Genomic DNA, 20,898 nt, shown 5'->3' on the forward strand with positions numbered 1-20,898 from the left:
TCTATCACCTTGCGATGCACCCGTTTCCCTGACCGTTCGTCCCCCATAGACCGTTGGCCTGATCTCTGCACTCCTTTACCTGAAGCCATAGCGCGCAGGTAAAAGGGCCACGAATGACCTCAATCAATCGCAACAAAACGGTAGTCGCCTATTCGATCAATCCTCAGGCACCGCTCCACGAGGTGGAAACCAATCGGGCCCTGGCCCGCTGGCTGGCGCGGATAATGGGGTGCGAATTCGGTGGCAGCTACGACCCCGGTCAACATGCCGGACGCGATCTGTACCTGCTGCCCACCCAGACGCTGGTTGGCGGCGAAACCCTGCGGCGCTTGGGTGTCACGGGGGCGGACGATCTGTGGGGAGGGTATGTCGAACATGACTTCATTTGCACCAAGGCCATTACCCACGGTCTGTTGAACAAGTATGCCGTCGCGCCAACCGGCTGGTCGCCGCTGTTCGCCAAACTGAGCCGTGGCGTGGTGCTTGATGGGATCAGTGTTTTTTCGCTCAAGGATGCCCGCCCCGCCGCCGAGCATATGCTCTACGCCGGGCCCATCCGCTTCAAGCCTATCCACGCCTGTGCGGGGCGCGATCAGCGGGTGATCGAGACCCTCGCCCAGTTCGATGAAATCGTCGCCGCTCCTGACGCTCAGGCACTGTTCAGCGACGGAGTGGTGTTGGAGCAGAACCTTCGGGACGTCAAGACCCAGAGCGTCGGCCAGAGCCGCATCGACGGCAAGCTCATCAGCTATTGCGGCGTGCAGCACCTGACCCGCGACAGTGAAGGGCTGCAAGTGTATGGCGGCTCGGACCTGCTGGTGGTGCAGGGCGGCTATATTGAGCTGCTCAGGCTCGACTTACCCGATGACGTGCGTGAAGCGGTGCGGTTGGCCCAGGTGTTCGACAATGCCGCCAACCAGGCCTATCCCGGCTTCTTTGCTTCCCGGCGGAATTACGACATCGCCCAGGGCCTCGATGTCGGCGGCCAGCCCCGCGGTGGCGTGCTGGAGCAGTCGTGGCGCATGGGCGGAGCCAGCAGCGCGGAGCTGGCGGCACTGCAGGTGTTCGTCGAGGAGCCTGCGACCAGCGTGGTCCGCGTGTCCTCGGTGGAAACCTATGTCGATCAGCCGTTGCCGGCCGGTGCCGTGGAGGTCTATCGCGGTCCGGCGCACAACGGCGACTTCCTACTCAAATACGCAACGGTTCATTCCCATGACGGCTAGAAGCGAAACCATTCAGATCGAGATCGACGATGAGCGCATGAACGGGACCTTCCTGAGCCCCAAGTCGAAAGTGCCTGGCGTCCTGTTCGTCCACGGTTGGGGCGGCAGCCAGGAGCGTGACCTGGAGCGGGCCAAGGGCATCGCCGGCCTCGGTTGCGTGTGCCTGACCTTCGACTTGCGCGGGCACACTGGCGGCGCGGGCATTCCGCTGTCCCGGGTGACGCGGGAAGACAACCTGCGGGATTTGCTGGCGGCCTATGACCGGTTGCTGGCCCATCCGGCCCTGGACACGTCGGCGATTGCTGTGGTGGGCACCAGTTATGGCGGTTACCTGGCCTCCATCCTGACCTCGCTGCGCCCGGTGCGTTGGCTGGCCTTGCGGGTACCGGCGCTGTATCGCGACGAGCAATGGCACACGCCCAAGCGCGACCTGGACAAGGCTGACCTGCTGGATTACCGCAGCACCCTGGTGCACGCCAACACTAACCGCGCCTTGCACGCCTGCTCGCAGTTCACCGGCGATGTGTTGCTGGTGGAGTCGGAAACCGACGACCACGTGCCCCATGCCACCATCATGAGCTACCGCGCCGCCTGCCAGCAGACCCACTCGTTGACTCACCGGATCATCGACGGCGCCGACCATGCCTTGAGCGACCCCATATCACAGCAGGCCTACACCTCGATCCTGGTGGGCTGGATCACGGAAATGGTGGTGGGAGAGCGGTTGAGCATCATTCAGGAGCGGTAGTTGTGTGGCGTTTGTACTGGCCTCTTCGCGAGCAAGCCCGCTCCCACAATTTGTATCGGCGGTGAACAGAACTAATGTCCGACACCCAACCCTGTGGGAGCGGGCTTGCTCGCGAAGAGGCCAGCCCGCTCAGTCACGGCTTCGCTTGAGCCCCGGCTTGACCCGCAACGCCTTGGCCTTCGCCTCGATCACCAGGTACATCACCACCGTGATCAACAGCGGCAAGATGAAGTAGATCGCCCGATAGGCAATCAACCCCGCCAACAGACTGCCCCGCGACACTTCGTGTTGTAGCAGCGCGATGAACACGGCTTCCAGCACGCCGAGCCCGGCCGGGATGTGGGTGATCACGCCGGCGATGCTGCTGATCAGCAGCACCCCGAGTACCACCGGGTATTCCAGTTTGCTCGGCAACAAGGTGAAGATCACCGCCGCCATCAGCGACCAGTTCAGCGCGCCGAGCGCCAGTTGCAACACGGCCATGCGCAGCGAGGGCAGGTTGATTTCCATGCCACGGATCGTCCAGGCGCGCCGCTTGGAAAACCGACAGGCCAGCAGGTAGCCAGCGCTCGCCAACAGCAGCAATACACCCACACCCTGCAAGGCGTTGCTGCTCAGTTTCCAGCCTGGCGGCATCGTGACCAGGCCGCTGCTGAACACCACGCCGGCCAATGTCATGTAGCCAAACCAGTTGGTTGCCAGGCTCAGGCCAAGGATCTTGGCGATATTGCCGGTGCTGACCCCCAGCCGAGAGTACAAGCGGTAGCGCATGGCAATGCCGCCGACCCAGGCACTGAGGTTGAGGTTGAAGGCATAGCTGATCACGCCCACGGGCAATATCTGGCGCCAGCCGAGTTTTTGCCGGATGTAGGTACGACCGATCAAGTCGAAGCAGGCGTAGGTAATGAAACTGGTGATAGTCAGCGCCGCTGCGATGATCAAGGTGCGGATCTTGAAGTCGGCCAGGGTATCAAACACTTCCGCCCAGTCGATGCGCCTTGCCAGGGCTGTGAACAGCACGATCAGCAACAGGAAGAACGCCAGCGTCAGCGGGCGTTTCCAGCGGCTCCAGCGCGTGGCCGGTTTCGCCTCGGCATGGTTGCGCTCCGATCCGTGGGCGTCTCTTGGCGCGGTGTGCGCTTCAGAGTGGTTCATGGGGTTCGCTCCGAACCGCCGTCGGCGGCGAAAAAGGTTTCAGACGCGGCTTATGGGCCGGCAGCCATCCGGCCCAGGCCGGGAAATGCCGCAGGAAGTGGAAAACCATAAAACCGATGGTCATGCGCCACAGCAGCCCCCTCGGGGCGTGGTTGGCCGGCATGACGGTGCAATGCTCGCGGCTCAGGTGATCGAGACGCTCGAACAGCTCGCGATTGAACGCCCGATCACGGATCAGCACGTTGGCTTCCAGGTTCAGGGACAGGCTCAAGGGGTCGAGATTGCTCGACCCCACGGTGCTCCAGTCTTCATCCACCAGGGCCACCTTGCCATGCAGGGGGCGCTCGCAATATTCATAGATCACCACCCCGGCCTTGAGCAGATAGTCATAAAGCATTCGTGCCGCCAGCTTGGCGATCATCATGTCCGGCTGACCCTGCAGAATCAGTCGCACCTCCACCCCGCGTCGCGCTGCATTGCGGATCTCGCGCAGCAACCGATAGCCGGGGAAGAAATAGGCATTGGCGATCACCACCCGCCGCTGGGCGCTGCGCAACACTTGCAGGTAGACCTCTTCGATGTCGGTCTGGTGTTCATGGTTATCCCGGTAGACCAGCCGTACCTGGCCGTCGTGGTCGCTGAAGGCCAGCTCGCTGCGACGGCTGCGGCGGCGCTGCCACCAGTATTTGGCCCGGCTCGGCCGGCCGCTTTGCATCAAGGCGAAGTGATGGATATCGACCACCGCCGGCCCTTTGACCTCTACCGAATAGTCCTGCTTGGCCTCGGGGCCGAAGTCGCCCAGATGGTCGGCGGAGAAATTGATCCCACCGATGAAGGCAATCACGCCATCTACCACCACCACCTTGCGGTGCAGGCGGCGGAACCAGTTGGTACGAATCCCCAGGTGAAGCGGGGCGGGGTCGAACATTTGCAGGCGCACACCGGCATCGCTCAACGACGCGAGGAACTCTGGCGTGAGTTCCCCGCAACCGAAGCCATCCAGGCTCAGGGTCACCCGCACGCCTCGGTGGGCGGCGTCCACCAGCAGGTCGCGCAATTCGTTGCCGACCTTGTCCTCGAAAAGAATGAAGGTCTCGATGAGGATTTCCGTCTCCGCCCGGCGGATCGCTTCGAACACCCGCGGGAAATATTCCTCGCCATTCTCCAGCAGCGTCACGCGGTTATTGCCGTGCCAGCCATATTCGATGTCCACCAGCGCCGGATCGCGTTCGGTCGGCGGGACCTCGACCTGTTCCACCGTGGCCTTGTTCATCGTCGCGCTCATAACTCGATCTCCACCGACAGGGGGGCGTGGTCGGAAAGGTGCGACCAGGGCCGTACGCTTAGCACTTTGGGGTGATGGGCCTTGAGGTTGCGCACATAGATGCGGTCCAGGCGCAGGATGGGCAGGCGGGCCGGAAAGCTGCGGGCCGGTTTGCCCCATTGCTCGGCGAACACTTCCCGCAAACCGCAGGGCTCGAGGAGGTCGTTGGCCTTGCCGCGCCAATCGTTGAAGTCGCCGGCGACAATCACCGGCGCCTCGGGCGGCAGTTCGCTCAGGCGTTTGCACAGCAGTTTCAACTGCTCGACACGATGGCCTTCGCGCAATCCCAGGTGAACGCAGATTGCATGGATCTGCGGGCCGTCGCCACCCGGCAGCCGCAGCACGCTGTGGAGCATGCCGCGGCTTTCATGGCCGCTGATGGACACGTCCAGGTTGTCGTGGCGAATGATCTGGAACTTCGACAGCAACGCGTTGCCGTGATCCCCCGCCGGGTAAACCGCGTTGCGCCCGTAGGCGAATTGCGGCCAGAGGCTGTCGGCCAGGAACTCGTATTGCGGCATGCTCGGCCAGTTGCTGTAGCGCCGGGGATGATGTTCATGGGCGCCATGGACTTCCTGCAGGAACACCACGTCGGCGGATACGCTGCGCACCGCTTCGCGCAGTTCAGGCAGGATGAAGCGTCGGTTCAGCGCGGTGAAGCCTTTATGTGTGTTGACCGTCAGGACGGTGAAGCGACTGACCCTGTCCAGCTCGTGCGCAAGATTCCGGGTGGGGTCCAGGCGCGCTTCAATGGGCTCTGTGCTCATGGCAACACTCCCTCGGTGGGGCGCTGGCCGGGTACGGTGGTAAGGTCCTTGTCCAGGTCGAATCGCTCCAGCAGGTGGCGTGCGTCGTAGGGCGCACGCACCTTGATGTCGTTGTCGAAATAGCAGAACACTTCCCGGCTCTTGCGCGCCCTGGGTTTCTTTTTCGGATCGATCAGTTGGGCATCGTCTGGCTGAGTGCCGTGGCTCCAGGCCTCGATGCGGTCGCCCCAGCGTTTCAAGGCTTCGTCGGTATAGCCGCTGGCATACAGCTCTTCGGCGCCGTGCAGGCGCAGGTAAACGAAATCGCTGGTGACGTCTTCGCGATAAGGCCACTTGCCGGCGGTGTCGGCGATGACCAGCGCCACGTCGTAGCGCTTGAGCAGGGCAACGAAATGCGGGTCGATGAAGCTCTCATGGCGGATTTCGACGGCGTGGCGCAGCGGACGTTTCTTGTCGGTTTCGGTGCTGGCGTGGCCATCCAGGCGCGGCTCGTGCTCCCGGGCCAGGGCCGCAGCGCCTTCAGTGTCGTGGGGCAATTGCTTGAGGAAGTCTTCGAACAGCTCAGGGTCGAATTTGAAGCTGGGGGGAAACTGCCAGAGGATGGCGCCGAGTTTTTCCTTGAGCTCCAGCACGCCGGAGGCGAAGAAGTTGGCCAGGGGCTTGCGAATGTCCCGCAGGCGCTTGATATGCGTGATGAAGCGCGGTGCCTTGACGCTGAACACGAAGCCCGGCGGTGTCTCGGCGTACCACTGTGCATACCGTTCGGGACGTTGCAGGGCGTAGAACGATCCATTGATTTCGATGCTGTTGACCGCTCGCGAGGCGAACTGCAATTCACGCTTCTGGGTCAGGCCCTTGGGGTAGAAATCCCCCCGCCAAGGCGTGTATCGCCAACCGGAAATGCCAATGTGGATCGCCGTCATGTGCCCCTCCCGTGCCAGATGACCTCGTACTGCCTGTGTCTTTTGATGACTGTCGGGCGGGCCGGAAAGTTTCGACGGGGTTACAGGCGGCGGCGAAGGTTGGGTCCAGTGGCCAGGGATTTATCCCCTCGCCAGAGAGGGTTGTATCGATCTCAAGAGCGAACTTGCCCGCCCGATTTGGATCAGTTCCTTATCGATCCCCCGCACAGGAGCCTCGCGTTTTGTCTCGATTGACCACTGCATTGCTGCTGATTGTGCTGGCGCTGGCCGGCAATGTCGCCTTCGGGGCGGCGGCCGTTCCCGGTGTTCCCGCGCCCAGCGAAGCCCCCGCCGAACCTGAGCCGCTGGTGCAGGGCGGGTTGTTGGGGGCCATCAGTTCGAGCATCGACGATGTCCAGGACAAGCTCGATCTCAACCAGAGCCTGGTCGATGCCTGGCGCCTGCGGGCCGACCGGGCGGCGGATGAGGTGGACCGCCTGGTCGACCAGACCGCCCGCTCGTCCTGGCGGGTGGCCGGGGATTTCCTGCTGCTCTCCGGCGTCTGGCTGGGCGCCTTTGCGCTGATCTGGGCCGGTGCCCGGTTGCTGGTGCGCCACCTGGGCCAGCGCCGATGGCTGCAACGCCGCCAGCGGGTGCGGGACTTGTTCGGCTACCTGCTGCCCTACACCGTACCGGCGCTGGTCTGCCTGCCGCTGACTCTTTACGTCAGCCACTTCTTGCAGGTGTCGGTCGGTCGCGCGTTGGCGCTGTGCTTCGCCTACGCCACCAGCAGCGGGATATTCTCAACGTCGGTGTTGTTGTGCGTGATCGTGATGTTCAACGCCGGCCACAAGCGCCGGGCGGTAGCGATCATTCGCCGTTTCAGCCCCCGGCCGCTGTTCCTGATCGGCTTTCTCGCCGCCCTCAGCGACGCGCTGACCAGCCCGCAGATCGCCCGGCAACTGGGCGGCAACATCACCAGCAGCGTCGCGGTGTTCACCGGATTGCTTGCCTCGTTGATCTTTGGCTGGCTGGTGATCCGCATGCGCCGGCCGGTGGCGCACCTGATTCGCAACCGACCGCTGGCCCAACGCCTGAAACAGCCGGCCTTGCAGGAGTCGCTGCGGATTTTTTCCGGGCTCTGGAACTGGCCGATCCTGTTGATGGTGCTGGTTTCGGCGGTGAGCCTGATCGGTGTAGGCGAGGACAACCAGAAAGCCCTGCGTTGTGCGTTGTTCACCACCATCCTGTTGATCGCGACGGTGTTCCTCAGCACGGTGTTCCAGCAGGTGTTCAAGTCTCCCAAGGTCGAAGCCATCCAGCGCAACAGCGCCTACAAGAGCCGCTTGTTCAGCCTGTTGCATGCGCTGTTGCGTATTGTCATGGCGGTGGCGTTCATTGAAGTGCTTGGCCGGATCTGGGGCGTCTCGCTGTTCGAGTTCGCTTCGCGCAATGCCGTGGGCCGGGCGATCAGTGATTCCCTGAGCCGCATCGGCCTGATCTTCCTGGTGACCTGGCTCACGTGGGTGGTGCTCGACACGGCGATCCAGGAGGCCCTGAAACCGCCGCTCAACAAGCGAGGGGCACGTCAGCCCAGCACTCGGATCAAGACCATCCTGCCGCTGCTGCGCAACGCGATCAAAATCATCCTGGTGGTGATCTGCGCGATCACCACCATGGCCAACCTGGGCATCAACGTCGCGCCATTGCTGGCCGGCGCCGGTGTGGTGGGCCTGGCGATCGGCTTCGGTTCCCAGCAGTTGGTGCAGGACGTGATTACGGGGCTGTTCATCATCATCGAAGACACCCTGTCCATCGGCGACTGGGTGGTGCTCAGTTCCGGCCACGCCGGCACCGTCGAGGGCCTGACCATCCGCACCCTGCGCCTGCGCGACGGCAAAGGGTTCGTGCACTCGGTGCCGTTCGGCCAGATCAAGGCGGTGACCAACCAATCCCGGCAATTCGCTTTCGCGTTCTTCTCGGTGCAGTTCACCTACGACACTGACGTGGACCAGGCCATCGAACTGATCCGCGAGGCTGGGAATTCGATTTCCGAAGACCCGTTTCTCAAGTTCAATCTGCAAGGACCGCTGGATGTGTTCGGCGTGGACCGGATGGACCTCAACGGCGTGGTCCTCACCGCTCAGTTCCGCACCGTGTCGGGCGGGCAGTATGCGGTGAGTCGAGCGTTCAACCAGCGCTTGAAAAAGCTTGTGGATAACCATCCAGAGGTGCATTTTGCGCAGACTTACCCACAGCAGGTGGTGATGCCGAAGCGGTTGGTGGGGGAGTCGAAGGTGGGGGATGGGGTGCCTAGTCAACCGCAATAATCGCCAAGTCGGTTGGCGAGGCTTACGGCCCTTTCGCGAGCAAGCCCGCTCCCACAGGTGACCGAGTTTCTTCAGATGGAATGCGATCAAACTGTGGGAGCGGGCTTGCTCGCGAAGGGGCCCGTCCAGCCACCCTCAACTTTTCTGAATCAACCTGCTACGCACCTCAGCCATCCCCTGCTGATCCAGCTCCACCCAGAAAACCGGTTTGCCGGCAAGCAGCGCCGCCGCCGGCACCCCATCGCGATACACCAACCGATTGCTCGCCAGCGCCGGCACCTTCGCCCCCGGCAACAGGGTGCCGGCCAGGTTCAGCGGATCGACGCCACACACCGCGACCAGGCTGCCATCGGTTGGGCGGCGGCGGACTTCGCGCAACAGCGGGATGGCCTCGGGCAGGGCAAATTGCTCGCCCGCCAGCCCGCTGACAAACCGTCCACCACGAATTTCTCCCCGCGCCTCCAGGCGATGAAACGTGCGCAGCAATTCGCGCCAGCTGGGCAACCAATCGGCCTCGCGCTCCAGCATGCGCCAGAACACCACGCCGTAGCGACGCAGCAAGGTCATGGCGATGTGTTCCAGGGTTTCGGGCGGTATGAAAGCGGGCCGGATGCCTTCCATGGACGCGGGGCTACGGCGCAGCAAGGCCCAGCGCCCGGCGTCGTCCATGCCGCCGACAAACGCCCCGCGCCCGCGTCGGCTGCTGCGGGCCTGGCGTTTGCTGGCCGGGGTGATCAGCGCCCGCAGGCCGGCGAAGCTGTCGGCGTTCACCAAACCGGCACCCACCAGTTCCTGCAAAGCGATTTCCAGTTCCGCGCGCAGCAGGTGGGCTTCGTGCAGTTCGTCAAAAAACAACGCACCGTGCTCGCTGAGGGCCTGATGGACTTTCTGTGTCTTGAGCGACAGTTCGTCCAAAGGTGTCTGCTCTGCCAGGCTGCTCCACAGCGCGACCTGACTGCGGGGCAGCAATACCACCGGCGTGCTGCGCAGGGCGCTGGCCGAAAGCTTCTGGCGAGTGCTCAAACGCATCCAGACCAGCTTGCCGCTGCGGCACAACTCATCGAGCCAAGTGGGCGAATAATCCTTGATCCGTACCGGCAGCAGGTCGCTGTCCCAGGCCGAGGCCGCTGCCGGGTAGCCTTCGAACTGGCTGATGATCGACGGCAGGACGGCACTGCCCCGTCCTTGAGTCGACGTCGACAGGTGCTGCCAGTCGAACAGGAACCGCATGAAGTCCTGCAACGTCACCGGCTCGATTTCCCGGCGCAGGCGCTTGACGGTATAGCGGTGGATACGCGCCAGCAGATGCCGCTCGCACCATTCTTCCTGCCCCGTGCCGGGCGTGAACCGACCGCGCAATACGTAACCTTGCTGCTCGAGTTGTGCCAGGGCCTGGGTGGCCTGCGGTGTCGACAAGCCCAGCGGGTAGGCGATGGCCTTCAGCGGTAGCGGGCCGAAAGCACTGAGTCGGGCACGGAGCACTTCCACCACGGCTTCGTCACGGTCCCAGGTTTCATCGAAGCCGATCAGGGGCGCCAGGGGCGGTTGCCATGAAGCCTGTGGATAAATCGCCTGCCAGCACGTCAGCCGTTCCAGCGGCACCCACAGGCCGCGTTCGGCGCTGACTTGCAGGTGACTGGCGCGTCCGCGTTCGGCCAGGACAGTCAGCCATTCCAACCATGGAGCGTGGGCGCTGGCTTCGCTGTCGGCGATGCAGGCCAGACTCATCAGCGCTTCGTGCATTTCGTCGAGATTGTTCGGCGTCGGCCAGGCTTCTTCGCGTACCGACTGGATGGCCTCGACGTCCAGCGCGCCGAGGTCGTCGGTGGACTGTGGGTCGCTCCAGCGGCGATTGATCACCGCCTGGGTGCGCCGTTCTTCCAGCGGCGCGTCGTCGAGGAAGGTGTAGGGCCGGGCGCTGAGAATTTCTGCCGCCAGCGGCGAGGGCGCCGGCAGGTCACGGCTGATCAGGCGAATCTCGCCCGCTTCCATGCGCCGCAACAAGGCCAACCAGCCTTCGCTGTCCATGGCTTCGTGCAGGCAGTCGTCCAGTGTTTGCTCCACCAGGGGATGATCGGGAATTTCCCGTTCGCCGGCGAGGTTCTCCAGGCAGGCGATCTGGTCCGGGAACACGCTGGCGATCAGGTCTTCGCTTTTCATCCGCTGGATTTGCGGCGCGACTTTGCGCCCGCCGGTATAGCGCGGCAAGGCCAGGGCCACCCCGGCGTTCCAGCGCCAGCGCACGCCGAACAGCGGCGCGTCCAGCACCGCCTGGACCAGGATCTGTTCGGCGTTCTGGCTGTTGAGATAACGCCAGACTTCGTCGAGCTCGAAGCTGTGGCTGGTGGACAGTGACAGCACGATGGCGTCTTCACTGGCGGCGGCCTGCAATTCGAAATTGAAGGTCCGGCAGAACCGCTTGCGCAGCGCCAGGCCCCAGGCGCGGTTGATGCGACTGCCAAAGGGCGTATGAATGATCAGTTGCGTGCCGCCGGACTCGTCGAAGAACCGCTCCATCACCAGCGTGCCCTGGGAGGGCAGGGCGCCAAAGGCCAGGCGTGCCGGCGCCAGGTAATCCACCAGTTGTTCGGCGCTGGCCCGGTTCAACTGCAAGGTGCCGGTCAACCAGTCGAGGGCCGGTTGCAGGTTGCCCGGCGTCGCGCCCAACAGTCGATCCAGTTGCGCTTGCAGGCGGGCCACGGCCAGGGACAGCTCGGCGCTGCGCCCGGGGGCTTCGCCGAGCCAGAACGGAATGGTCGGTGGCTGGCCCTGGGCGTCCTCGACCCGCACGCGGCCGGTCTCTACGCGGAGGATGCGGTAAGAGGTATTGCCCAGTTGGAACACGTCGCCGGCGATGCTCTCCACGGCGAAGTCTTCGTTGACGCTGCCGATGTTAAGACCCTGGGGTTCGAGCAACACACTGTAATCGGCATTGTCCGGGATGGTGCCGCCGCTGGTCACGGCCGTCAGCTTGCTGCCGCGGCGACCGCGCAGCGTACGGGTGACGGCATCGCGATGCAGATAAGCGCTGCGCACGCCCTGGCGGCCGTTGAGGCCTTCGGCGAGCATCTGCAGCAAGGCCTGGTAATGACCTTCATCCAGTCCGGCATAGGGCGAGGCGCGGCGGAACATCTCCAGCAGCGCCTGCTCCTGCCATTCCTGGCAACTGACTTCGGCGACAATCTGCTGAGCCAGCACGTCCAGCGGTGCCCTGGGAATGTGCAGGATGTCCAGCTCGCCGCGGCGCACGCAGTCGAGCAGAGCGGCGCATTCGATCAGGTCGTCGCGGGTGGTGGCGAACAGTCGGCCCTTGGGTGTGCCGCCCACTTGGTGGCCGGAACGTCCGACCCGTTGCAGAAAGGCGGAAATCGAGCGGGGCGAGGCGATCTGGCACACCAGGTCGACATCGCCGATGTCGATGCCCAACTCCAGGGACGCGGTGGCGATCAACACCTGCAATTCGCCGCGCTTGAGCCGTTGTTCGGCGTCGAGGCGAAACTCTTTCGCCAGGCTGCCATGGTGGGCAGCCACCGCGTCCTTGCCCAGGCGTTCGCTCAAGTGCCGGCTCAGACGTTCGGCCAGCCGCCGGGTGTTGACGAACACCAGGGTGGTGCGGTGCTCTCGGGCGAGGTCGGCGAGGCGGTTGTAGACCAACTCCCAGACGTCATTGGCCATCACCGCCGAGAGCGGCACCGGCGGCACTTCGATGTCCAGGTCCCGCGGGCGGGCATGGCCGATGTCGACGATTTCACAGGTGCGTCCTTCGCCGACCAGAAAGCGCGACACCGCTTCGATGGGCTTTTGCGTGGCAGACAAGCCGATGCGCACCAGCGGTTCGGCGCACAGCGCTTGCAGGCGTTCCAGGCTCAAGGCCAGGTGGCTGCCGCGTTTGCTGGCGGCGATGGCGTGGATTTCATCGACAATCACTGTGCGGGTGCTGGCGAGCATCAGCCGGCCGGAATCGGAGCCGAGCAGCACGTAGAGCGATTCGGGGGTGGTCACCAGAATGTGCGGCGCGGTCTTGCGCATCGCCGAACGATCTTTTTGCGGCGTGTCGCCGGTGCGCACGGCGGTGGTGATTTGCAGAGGCGGCAGGCCCATCTGGCGCAATTGTTCGGTAATCCCGGCCAGCGGGGTTTGCAGGTTGATCCGGATGTCGTTGCTCAGGGCCTTGAGTGGCGAAACGTAGACCACCAGGGTCTGGTCTGGCAGGCCGCCTTGTTCCAGGCCGCGGTGCACCAGGTCATCGAGCACGGCGAGAAACGCCGTCAGGGTCTTGCCCGAGCCGGTGGGCGCGGCCACCAGGGTCGAACGGCGCTGGCCGATCAACGGCCACGCTTGGGCCTGGGCGGCCGTGACCGCCGGGAATGTCTGGCTGAACCAGGCGCGAACGGCAGGGTGGAAGCCTGCCATGGCGTGGTCGGCGGCAAGGGGCAGATTCATGGGGGCAGTTATGCGGGTGGGACGGGGAAGATGCAAGTACCGGTTGGGATCTCTGTCGACAGGTAGGGCCCTTTCGCGAGCAAGCCCGCTCCCACATTTGATCGGCGTACACCGTCCCTGTGGGAGCGGGCTTGCTCGCGAAGAGGCCCTAAAGGACAGCATACATTCATGATCTGCACTTTACGGATGACGGTTGCGCACTAAACCCGCAAAATGCAACGATTCCGACGACGCCTGTGGGCGTTGTCGACCAAATTCTTGTGCCAACAGACTGGGCCTGCTGATTTTATGCGAATGCGCCTTATGTTACTGGGCGGCGGAAATGCCCTTGGGCAGGCGCTGATTCGCCTCGGTGCGGAAGAAGACATCGGTTTTCTCGCCCCCCGACCGCCCGAAGACGGCTGGGATGCCGCGAGCCTGACGCAACTGCTCGACGACACCCGGCCGGACGCCGTGATCAATCTGGCGTACTACTTCGACTGGTTTCAGGCCGAGGCCGTCAGCGAGCAGCGCCTGGCCAGCCAGGAGCGCGCCGTCGAGCGCCTGGCCGAACTGTGCCAGCACCACGAGATCGTCCTGGTGCAACCGTCGAGCTATCGCGTGTTCGACGGTTCTCGCGCCACGGCCTACAGCGAAAAGGACGAACCCGTGCCCCTGGGCCTGCGCGGCCAGGCGCTGTGGCGTATCGAGCAAAGCGTGCGCGCCACCTGTCCGCAACATGTACTGTTGCGCTTCGGCTGGCTGCTCGATGACAGCCCCGATGGTATTCTTGGGCGTTTCCTGGCACGCGCCGAACAACCCGAGGAATTGCTGCTGGCCGATGACCGTCGCGGCAATCCAACGCCGGTAGACGATGCGGCACGGGTGATCATTTCCGTACTCAAGCAGCTCGATTGCGCGGCACCGTTGTGGGGGACCTACCATTACGCCGGGCACGAGGCGACCACGCCCCTGGCGCTGGGCCAGGCGATCCTCACCGAAGCCCGCGCGCTGCATCCGCTGGCCATCGAATCACCCACTGCCCAGGCCCACGCCGCCCGACCGGATGCCGCGGAAGAGCCGCAGCACGCGGTGTTGGCCTGCAAGAAAATTCTGCACACTTTCGGGATCAAGCCCCGCGCCTGGCGCGCCGCGCTCCCGGCCTTACTGGATAGGTTTTATCGCCATGGCTGAAGGCCCTGTTTTAATCACCGGCGGTGCGGGTTTCATTGGCTCGCACCTGACCGACGCCTTGCTCGCCAAGGGCCACTCGGTGCGCATCCTCGATGACTTGTCCACCGGCAAGCGCAGCAACCTGCCGCTGGATAACCCGGCGGTCGAATTAATCGAAGGCGACGTCGCCGACGCGGCGCTGGTGGCCCGGACCATGGCTGGTTGCAGCGCCGTGGCGCATCTGGCCGCGGTGGCTTCGGTCCAGGCTTCGGTGGACGATCCGGTACGCACGCACCAGAGCAACTTCATCGGAACCCTGAACGTCTGCGAAGCCATGCGCCAGGCCGGTGTGAAACGGGTGTTGTTCGCCTCCAGCGCGGCGGTCTATGGCAACAATGGCGAAGGCCAGTCCATCGACGAAGACACGCCCAAGGCCCCGCTGACCCCGTACGCCTCGGATAAGCTGGCCAGCGAGTTCTATCTGGATTTCTATCGCCGCCAGCATGCCCTGGAGCCGGTGGTGTTCCGCTTCTTCAATATCTATGGTCCACGCCAGGATCCGTCGTCGCCGTATTCCGGGGTCATCAGCATCTTCAGCGAACGGGCGCAGAAAGGCCTGCCGATCACTGTGTTTGGCGACGGCGAGCAGACACGGGATTTCGTTTACGTCGAAGACCTAGTGGACCTGCTGGTACAGGCCATCGAAAAAAACGAGGTGGAAGTCGGCGCGGTGAACGTCGGCTGGAACCAGGCCACGACCCTCAAGCAGATGCTCCAGGCCCTCGCGCAGGTTGTCGGCGACCTGCCGCCGATCAGCTACGGCCCGGCACGCTCCGGTGACATCCGCCATTCACGTGCCGACAACCGGCGCCTTCTGGAGCGCTTCAGCTTAGCGCAGCAGACGCCGATGAGTGTGGGGCTGGCGCGGTTATTGGGTCGCTGAGTTTTCAACCGCCACAAAACCACTGTGGGAGCGGGCTTGCTCGCGAATGCGGTGGGTCAGTCACTTAACAGGTGACTGACAGAACGCATTCGCGAGCAAGCCCGCTCCCACATTGATTGTGTCGCTATCGAGTCGCGGTCAGAACTTGTAACCCAACCCCACCATGTAGATCAGTGGATCCACGTCGACATCCACCTTGGCCCGGGTACCACCGGCCACGGCGTTATTGTCGACATAGGCAGTGGTGTCGATGTCGATGTAGCGAATCTGGCCGTTGATCATGATGTTATCGGTCAGCATGTAGTCGGCGCCCACTTGCCATGCCATGCCCCAGCTGTTGCTCGCGCGGAAGTTGCTGAAGCCGTTGGCACTGGCGCCGCTGCCGACGTGTTCGTCGTAGATCCAGGTGTAGTTGATGCCGGCACCGACGTAAGGCTGGAACGCCGACTTCGCGTCGAGCGGGTAGTAGACCAGGCTCAGGGTCGGTGGCAGGTGCTTGAGGGTACCGAGCTTGCCATTGGCGGCGCCGAGGGCGGTTCCTTTGAGCTTCACGTCATGCTCGAACGGCGAGGCTGCGAGCAGTTCGATACCCAGGTTGTCGGTGAGCATGTAGGCGAAGTTCAGGCCCAGTTGGGTGTCGCTGCTCATGGTCGCCTTGCCGCCCAGATCGGCGCCGGCCAGCGGGCCGCGGTCGACCTTGACGCTGGAGCTGTCGGCCTCGGGATTGACGGTGATGGCGCCGGCACGAACGATGATATCGCCGGCCGTATGGGCCTGGGCGAGCGGGGCGGCGAGTGCGAGGGCGACGAGGGAAGCGCTGAGCAGAGACTTGTGCATGGGGGCTCCATAGGGCATTCGAAAAGTGATGACCTATGGTACGAAGCGCTCTGGGGCGGTCTTTTGACTCAGCTCAATGAGTCCGGCCCGATTTTTTGACCCAGCTCAATGGAATGGTGAAGCGAAAGGCTTGACGATCTCTTCGCGCCCAAATAACCACCGGATTCACTCCGGCAGTTCATACACATAAATCTTCTCAGCCTCCATCTGGTACCCGGCATCGGCCAGTTCACTGGTGGACGGCTTGACCTGCATCGGCCCCTCGACCCAGTACGGCTGGTACAACTCATCGAGCTTGACCCCGACCTCGCTCTTCACATGCACGATCTGGTTCGACGGCGGGGGCGGCACGTGGATGCAGGCGCCGAAGTAAGGAACCAGCAGAAAGTCCGTGGTGCGGCCTTCCTCGCTGACTTCCAGCGGCACGATATAACCCGGCAAACGGATCTGTTGGCCGTCCAGTTCCTTGACCACCGGCGCGTTGGGCAGGTCCTGCTTGGCGGCCGGAGCGGACTCGGCGGACAACGCGTCGCTCATCTTCGACAGATCATGCAGCGGGGTCATGTTCGGCACTTCCGGTGGCGCGCCCGCCGGGATCATTTCCGACCAGGCCAGGTCCCTCGGTTCGGCCGCCCACAGGGGCAGGGCGACCATCATCAACAGCGCAAGCAGGGCGCGGGGCATGTGCAACGTCCTCATAAACGGATCGACAGGCCGTCGGCCAGCGATTGGCGATAGGCGCGCCAGGCCGGCACGCTGCCCATCAGCAGGGCGGCGAGCAGGATGCCAGCCATCAGCGTCCATTCATACTCGCTCGGCCAGCCCAGGGGCAAATACAGGCCATAGGCCGACTGCACGTAACCCTGGGCGGCGGCGATGCCGACGTACAACAGCGCCAGCCCGGACGTGACACCGGCCAGTGCCAGGGCGAAGGCTTCGAGCACCAGCAGGCTCGCGATGTGCCACGGTCGGGCACCGACCGAGCGCAGGATCGCCATTTCCCGACGGCGTTCGTTGAGGCTGGTGAGGATCGCCGTAAGCATGCCGATCAACCCGGTCAGCACCACGAACAGCGAAATCACGAACAAGGCTTTTTCCGCCGTGCCCATCAGGCTCCACAATTCCTGCAATGCCACGCCGGGGAGGATCGCCAGCAGCGGTTCGCCACGGAACTCATTGATCTCCCGTTGCAGGGCAAAGGTGGAGATCTTGCTGTTGAGGCCAAGCATGAACGCCGTGATCGCCTGGGGCGTGAGGTCCATATTGCGGGCCTGGTCGGCGCTGATGCGGCCATTGCCCTGGGCCGGCACGCCGTTCTTCCAGTCGATGTGGATCGCTTCCATGCCGCCAAGGCTGATGTGCAGCGTGCGGTCCACCGGCGTGCCGGTGCGCTTGAGGATGCCGACCACGGTGAAGGGCTTGTCGTCATGCTTGACCAGACTGACCGCTGCCACGCCGTGGGCCAACACCAGTTTGTCGCCGAGCTTGTAATGCAGCGCCTCGGCGACTTCGGCGCCGAGCACGACTTCGAACGGGTCGGTGGCGAAGGCCCGGCCATCGGCCAGTTCCAGGTGCTGCTGACGCCCGTACTGGTAATGCTCGAAGTAAGCCTCGGTGGTGCCCATCACCCGGTAGCCGCGATGGGAATCGCCCAGGGACATGGGGATTGCCCACTTCACTTTCGGGTTGCTGGCGAAGTGTTCGAAACTGTCCCAACGGATATTGTTGGTGGCGTTGCCGATGCGAAACACCGAATACAACAGCAGGTTTACCGAACCCGAGCGGGCGCCGACGATCAGGTCGGTGCCGCTGATGGTGCTGGCAAAACTGGCACGCGCCTCGGTGCGCACCCGTTCCACCGCCAGCAGCAGGCAGACCGACAGGGCGATGGCGAAAACCGTGAGGATGGCGGTAAAGCGGCGGTTCGCCAGGCTGGCCATGGCTAGACGGAACAGATACATCTCAGACCTCGAGTGGCTTGGCGGCGCGATTGAGATCGGCCAGCGAGAGGTTGCGGTCGAACAGCGGCGCCAGGCTCTGGTCGTGGCTGACGAACAGCAGGCTCGACCCGGCTTCGCGGCATTCGGCGAACAACAACCGCAGGAAGTTTTCCCGAGCGTCGTAGTCCAGGGCGGAAGTCGGTTCGTCGGCGATCACCAGTTCAGGTTGGCCGATCAACGCCCGCGCGGCGGCGACCCGTTGCTGCTGGCCGATGGACAGCGAGTCGGCGCGGCGCCCGAGCAGGTTGGGATCGGTCAGGCCCAGGTGGGCCAGCAAGGTCGCGGCGGCCTGATCGACACTGCCGTGGCGCTGCGCGGCCCGTTGCGCCCGTAGTTTGGAGAAGTGACAGGGCAGTTCGACATTCTCACGCACCGAGAGAAACGGCAGCAGGTTGAACTGCTGGAAGATGTAGCCGGTGTGGTCCACCCGAAAACGGTCGCGGCTACCTGCGCCCAGCGTGCCGAGTTCGTGATCGAGCAAACGAATACTGCCGCGATCCGGCACCTGCACGCCGCCCAGAAGGCCCAGCAGTGTGGTCTTGCCACTGCCGCTCGGGCCCTTGAGAAACAGGGTTTCGCCAGCTTCCAGGCGAAACGCCGGAATATCCAGCAACGGCGGATGCCCGGGCCAACTGAAGACCAGGTCGGACAGTTCGATGAGTGCTTGGGTCATGGTTGCAGTATCAAGGTAATAGAACCTGTGGGAGCGAGCCTGCTCGCGATAGCGGTATGACAGTCGATATCTGCATCGGATGTGCCGCCCTCATCGCGAGCAGGGCTCGCTCCCACACTGGATTGAATTGTGTATTCACAGCCGCTCAATGTGGGAGCGAGCTTGCTCGCGATGGCGGCATGACAATCGACATCTGTGTTGGATATGTCCGCTCCCACATGGTTTTTGCAACTGCATTTTCAGAATTTCAGCGCTGGTGCTTCAGGCGTCACTTCCCCACCTTGCTGGCCGTTCGGGCCGACCAGTTGCACCAGGATTTTCCGGGTAGCCGGGAAGGCTTTGAACAGTGGAGCCAGGTTCAGCTCCGTCAAGGAACCGGGCGCGACACAGCGGAACTGGTAGTGGGCGTGGATTTCGCTGTGTTCGTGATGCTCGTCGCCATCGTCATCATCTGCGGCGTGGTCTTCGTGGTCCGGTTCGTCGCCGAACAACGGACTCTCCAGCTCTTGCTGCTCCAGGGAGCATTTGCCATCGGCGAGAACGACCAACGCCGCCGGCTTTTCCAGCTTCGCCCGGACAGCCGCGACCTTGGCCTTGTCGGCGTCGCTGGTGGCGGCGTGCTCGAAGCCCACCAGGTTCATGGCCGGGCTGTCCAGTTCCAGCTCCAGGGTTTCACCGTCCAGAGAGGCATTGAGGCGGGCAACACCATGTTCGTGGGCACCCAGGCTCCCGTGCTCATGATCGTGATCATGGTCGTGCTCGACAGCCGCATGTGCGACAGCCAAGGGCAGCAGGGCGAACGGCAGGGCGAGAAGCAGACGGCGCATGACGAGTCTCCGGTAACATGAATATTCTGTTATGTAATCTTATAACGAAAGCGTGGAGAGTTTGACCGTCTGCTTGGCGTCGCGCAAGGCCCATGGGAGCATGGGCACATTAAATCTTCAGGAGCACGGTGATGTTGCGCATACGCGGAACCGTCGGCGATTGGCCGGTGGACTTGTCGATCGAAATGGATGAAGGCGACTGGGCGCAGCTCGGCGCGCAACTGCAAGCGGTCAAGCCCGACAACGCTGCAACGCCTGCGGCCAAACCTGCGAATCAGGACGATGCCCTGTGGCAGATCGCCAGGGAGCTGTTGCGCAAGGCCGGGCAATTGAGCGGCCCGGACCTGCTGGAGCAGCTCGAAGGCCTGACCGGCAGCGCCTCGGCGGGCAAGCGCCTGCTGGTGCGCTTGCGCCACAGTGCCGAGGTCAAGGTGTTGAGCGGCGGGGATACGCCGCTCTATAGCTGGGTCGGTTAATACAAGGCCGCAAACAGCTTGCGACGATAGGTCGTGACCAGGGGATGATCGTTGCCGAGCAGTTCGAACACTTGCAGCAAGGTTTTGTGGGGCAGGCCTTCGCTATAGCTGCGGTTACGCATGAATAGCTTGAGCAGGGCATCGAGGGCCGGTTCGTACTGCTGGCGCGCCAGTTGCTGGATCGCCAGTTGGTACACCGCTTCATCGTCCTGCGGGTCTTTCGCCAGGCGCGCCTTGAGATCGGCGGCGTCCGGCAGGTCTTTCGCCAGGCCGAGGAACTGGATCTGCGCCTTGGCGCCGGCCAGCGCGGCCTTGTGTTCGTCGCTCTTCACGGCATCGAGCACGGTCTGCGCTTCAGCCAGCTCACCGCGTTCGGTCAGGCAACGGGCATACAGGATCAGCGCCTTGGCGTTGGTGTTGTCTTCGCCGAGCAATACCGTGAGCAGCGCCTCGGCGTCAGCGAAACGACCGTCGTCGAACAGTGCCTGGGCCTGTTCGAACGGATCGGCGGCGGCCGGCGGTGGCATCTGCACATGGGGTTCGAGCATCGCCCGCACCGCTGATTCCGGTTGGGCACCGGCAAAACCGTCGACAGGCTGGCCGTCCTTGAACAGCACGACAGTGGGCAGGCTGCGGATGCCGAAGCGGGCGACGATGTCCTGCTCGACGTCGCAGTTCACCTTGGCCAGCAGCAAATTGCCCTGGTAGCTCTGGGCGATGGCTTGCAGCATCGGCATCAGGGCCTTGCACGGCGCGCACCACTCGGCCCAGAAATCCACCAATACCGGTGCGTGGAAGGAGTTCGCGATCACCGACTGGTCGAAATCGGCGGTGGTGGCGTCGAAGATGTACGGGGTGTCCTGGGTCATGGGAATCTCGTAGAACGCTCGGATGGGGCAACTATACGCGGGGTCTTGTGGTGTCTGGTAGGCCGCCTTCGCGAGCAGGCTCGCTCCCACACTGGCCGCAGAGCACCAAAGATCCCCAGTGGGAGATTCTATGGTTGAGGGGAAGCCCTCAAGCCGCTTTTGGTTGGTATTCGCTTTGCCCTTTCAGCAGAGCGAATACGATCCGAGCAAGCTTGCGAGCCAGCATTAC

General features: G+C 63.4%; 17 protein-coding genes. 6 read left to right on the forward strand and 11 right to left on the reverse strand.

The genetic code is table 11. The features are described 5' to 3' along the window. The first annotated feature begins 113 nt into the window (after nt 1-113). Nucleotides 114-1,223: a DUF3182 family protein gene (locus EGM97_RS24405; protein ID WP_238963857.1), complete on the forward strand. Its 1,110-nt coding sequence runs from the start codon at nt 114-116 to the stop codon at nt 1,221-1,223. After that, the gene (locus EGM97_RS24410) at nt 1,213-1,971 is read left to right on the forward strand and encodes an alpha/beta hydrolase family protein (RefSeq protein WP_238963856.1); all 759 of its coding nucleotides are present in this window, start codon (nt 1,213-1,215) and stop codon (nt 1,969-1,971) included. The genes EGM97_RS24405 and EGM97_RS24410 overlap by 11 nt, the downstream gene beginning before the upstream one ends. A 129-nt stretch (nt 1,972-2,100) precedes the next feature. Here EGM97_RS24410 and EGM97_RS24415 read toward each other — a convergent pair whose 3' ends face one another. From EGM97_RS24415 to EGM97_RS24430, 4 genes are read right to left on the reverse strand one after another with little or no spacing between them, the layout of a single operon-like run. After that, the gene (locus EGM97_RS24415) at nt 2,101-3,126 is read right to left on the reverse strand and encodes a lysylphosphatidylglycerol synthase domain-containing protein (protein WP_238963854.1); all 1,026 of its coding nucleotides are present in this window, start codon (nt 3,124-3,126) and stop codon (nt 2,101-2,103) included. Continuing rightward, complete coding sequence (gene clsB, locus EGM97_RS24420) at nt 3,113-4,411, reverse strand: cardiolipin synthase ClsB (RefSeq protein WP_238963845.1); 1,299 nt, start codon at nt 4,409-4,411, stop codon at nt 3,113-3,115. Before clsB ends, EGM97_RS24415 begins: the two co-directional genes overlap by 14 nt. Then, on the reverse strand, nt 4,408-5,217 hold the full coding sequence (locus EGM97_RS24425) for an endonuclease/exonuclease/phosphatase family protein (protein WP_238963843.1): 810 nt from the start codon (nt 5,215-5,217) through the stop codon (nt 4,408-4,410). The genes clsB and EGM97_RS24425 overlap by 4 nt, the downstream gene beginning before the upstream one ends. Next, nucleotides 5,214-6,140 (reverse strand): DUF72 domain-containing protein, encoded by a 927-nt coding sequence (locus EGM97_RS24430; RefSeq protein WP_238963841.1) that lies wholly within the window; start codon nt 6,138-6,140, stop codon nt 5,214-5,216. Before EGM97_RS24430 ends, EGM97_RS24425 begins: the two co-directional genes overlap by 4 nt. A 221-nt stretch (nt 6,141-6,361) precedes the next feature. On the opposite strand from EGM97_RS24430, the gene EGM97_RS24435 reads away from it, so the two are divergent. Then, the gene (locus EGM97_RS24435) at nt 6,362-8,449 is read left to right on the forward strand and encodes a mechanosensitive ion channel family protein (protein WP_238963839.1); all 2,088 of its coding nucleotides are present in this window, start codon (nt 6,362-6,364) and stop codon (nt 8,447-8,449) included. A gap of 135 nt (nt 8,450-8,584) precedes the next feature. On the opposite strand, the gene EGM97_RS24440 is transcribed toward EGM97_RS24435, so the two are convergent. Beyond that, nucleotides 8,585-12,892 (reverse strand): DEAD/DEAH box helicase, encoded by a 4,308-nt coding sequence (locus EGM97_RS24440; protein WP_238963837.1) that lies wholly within the window; start codon nt 12,890-12,892, stop codon nt 8,585-8,587. Nucleotides 12,893-13,180: 288 nt separating this feature from the next. On the opposite strand from EGM97_RS24440, the gene EGM97_RS24445 reads away from it, so the two are divergent. After that, on the forward strand, nt 13,181-14,065 hold the full coding sequence (locus EGM97_RS24445) for a sugar nucleotide-binding protein (RefSeq protein WP_238963835.1): 885 nt from the start codon (nt 13,181-13,183) through the stop codon (nt 14,063-14,065). Continuing rightward, a complete protein-coding gene (locus EGM97_RS24450; RefSeq protein WP_238963827.1) occupies nt 14,058-14,987 on the forward strand; it encodes an NAD-dependent epimerase/dehydratase family protein in 930 nt (309 codons plus the stop codon). Before EGM97_RS24445 ends, EGM97_RS24450 begins: the two co-directional genes overlap by 8 nt. A 138-nt stretch (nt 14,988-15,125) precedes the next feature. Here the strand turns inward: EGM97_RS24450 and EGM97_RS24455 are convergent, their stop codons facing one another. The 5 genes from EGM97_RS24455 to EGM97_RS24475 form a co-directional block, all read right to left on the reverse strand. Continuing rightward, on the reverse strand, nt 15,126-15,824 hold the full coding sequence (locus EGM97_RS24455; protein WP_053151915.1) for an OmpW/AlkL family protein: 699 nt from the start codon (nt 15,822-15,824) through the stop codon (nt 15,126-15,128). A gap of 165 nt (nt 15,825-15,989) precedes the next feature. Then, the gene (locus EGM97_RS24460) at nt 15,990-16,508 is read right to left on the reverse strand and encodes a DUF3299 domain-containing protein (RefSeq protein WP_238963825.1); all 519 of its coding nucleotides are present in this window, start codon (nt 16,506-16,508) and stop codon (nt 15,990-15,992) included. 11 nt (nt 16,509-16,519) lie between these two features. Continuing rightward, nucleotides 16,520-17,785 (reverse strand): ABC transporter permease, encoded by a 1,266-nt coding sequence (locus EGM97_RS24465; protein ID WP_238963823.1) that lies wholly within the window; start codon nt 17,783-17,785, stop codon nt 16,520-16,522. Between the two features lies 1 nt (nt 17,786). Beyond that, nucleotides 17,787-18,497 (reverse strand): ABC transporter ATP-binding protein, encoded by a 711-nt coding sequence (locus EGM97_RS24470; protein ID WP_238963821.1) that lies wholly within the window; start codon nt 18,495-18,497, stop codon nt 17,787-17,789. Nucleotides 18,498-18,736: 239 nt separating this feature from the next. Next, nucleotides 18,737-19,324: a DUF2796 domain-containing protein gene (locus EGM97_RS24475; RefSeq protein ID WP_238963814.1), complete on the reverse strand. Its 588-nt coding sequence runs from the start codon at nt 19,322-19,324 to the stop codon at nt 18,737-18,739. A gap of 131 nt (nt 19,325-19,455) precedes the next feature. Here EGM97_RS24475 and EGM97_RS24480 point away from each other — a divergent pair, with 131 nt between their 5' ends. Continuing rightward, complete coding sequence (locus EGM97_RS24480) at nt 19,456-19,800, forward strand: hypothetical protein (RefSeq protein ID WP_238963812.1); 345 nt, start codon at nt 19,456-19,458, stop codon at nt 19,798-19,800. Here the strand turns inward: EGM97_RS24480 and trxA are convergent. Then, nucleotides 19,797-20,669 (reverse strand): thioredoxin, encoded by an 873-nt coding sequence (gene trxA, locus EGM97_RS24485; protein WP_238963810.1) that lies wholly within the window; start codon nt 20,667-20,669, stop codon nt 19,797-19,799. The genes EGM97_RS24480 and trxA overlap by 4 nt on opposite strands. Nucleotides 20,670-20,898: the final 229 nt, after the last annotated feature.

The organism is Pseudomonas sp. AF32 (assembly GCF_022342325.2).
In the GTDB taxonomy this organism is placed as follows: domain Bacteria; phylum Pseudomonadota; class Gammaproteobacteria; order Pseudomonadales; family Pseudomonadaceae; genus Aquipseudomonas; species Aquipseudomonas uvaldensis.

Excerpts from the sequence above, each read along its gene's own strand:
- EGM97_RS24405 (WP_238963857.1), top strand. The coding sequence starts at position 114 with ATGACCTCAATCAATCGCAACAAAACGGTAGTCGCCTATTCGATCAAT.
- EGM97_RS24410 (WP_238963856.1), top strand. The coding sequence starts at position 1,213 with ATGACGGCTAGAAGCGAAACCATTCAGATCGAGATCGACGATGAGCGC.
- EGM97_RS24415 (WP_238963854.1), bottom strand. The coding sequence starts at position 3,126 with ATGAACCACTCTGAAGCGCACACCGCGCCAAGAGACGCCCACGGATCG.
- clsB (WP_238963845.1), bottom strand. The coding sequence starts at position 4,411 with ATGAGCGCGACGATGAACAAGGCCACGGTGGAACAGGTCGAGGTCCCG.
- EGM97_RS24425 (WP_238963843.1), bottom strand. The coding sequence starts at position 5,217 with ATGAGCACAGAGCCCATTGAAGCGCGCCTGGACCCCACCCGGAATCTT.
- EGM97_RS24430 (WP_238963841.1), bottom strand. The coding sequence starts at position 6,140 with ATGACGGCGATCCACATTGGCATTTCCGGTTGGCGATACACGCCTTGG.
- EGM97_RS24440 (WP_238963837.1), bottom strand. The coding sequence starts at position 12,892 with ATGAATCTGCCCCTTGCCGCCGACCACGCCATGGCAGGCTTCCACCCT.
- EGM97_RS24445 (WP_238963835.1), top strand. The coding sequence starts at position 13,181 with ATGCGAATGCGCCTTATGTTACTGGGCGGCGGAAATGCCCTTGGGCAG.
- EGM97_RS24450 (WP_238963827.1), top strand. The coding sequence starts at position 14,058 with ATGGCTGAAGGCCCTGTTTTAATCACCGGCGGTGCGGGTTTCATTGGC.
- EGM97_RS24455 (WP_053151915.1), bottom strand. The coding sequence starts at position 15,824 with ATGCACAAGTCTCTGCTCAGCGCTTCCCTCGTCGCCCTCGCACTCGCC.
- EGM97_RS24460 (WP_238963825.1), bottom strand. The coding sequence starts at position 16,508 with ATGCCCCGCGCCCTGCTTGCGCTGTTGATGATGGTCGCCCTGCCCCTG.
- EGM97_RS24465 (WP_238963823.1), bottom strand. The coding sequence starts at position 17,785 with ATGTATCTGTTCCGTCTAGCCATGGCCAGCCTGGCGAACCGCCGCTTT.
- EGM97_RS24470 (WP_238963821.1), bottom strand. The coding sequence starts at position 18,497 with ATGACCCAAGCACTCATCGAACTGTCCGACCTGGTCTTCAGTTGGCCC.
- EGM97_RS24475 (WP_238963814.1), bottom strand. The coding sequence starts at position 19,324 with ATGCGCCGTCTGCTTCTCGCCCTGCCGTTCGCCCTGCTGCCCTTGGCT.
- EGM97_RS24480 (WP_238963812.1), top strand. The coding sequence starts at position 19,456 with ATGTTGCGCATACGCGGAACCGTCGGCGATTGGCCGGTGGACTTGTCG.
- trxA (WP_238963810.1), bottom strand. The coding sequence starts at position 20,669 with ATGACCCAGGACACCCCGTACATCTTCGACGCCACCACCGCCGATTTC.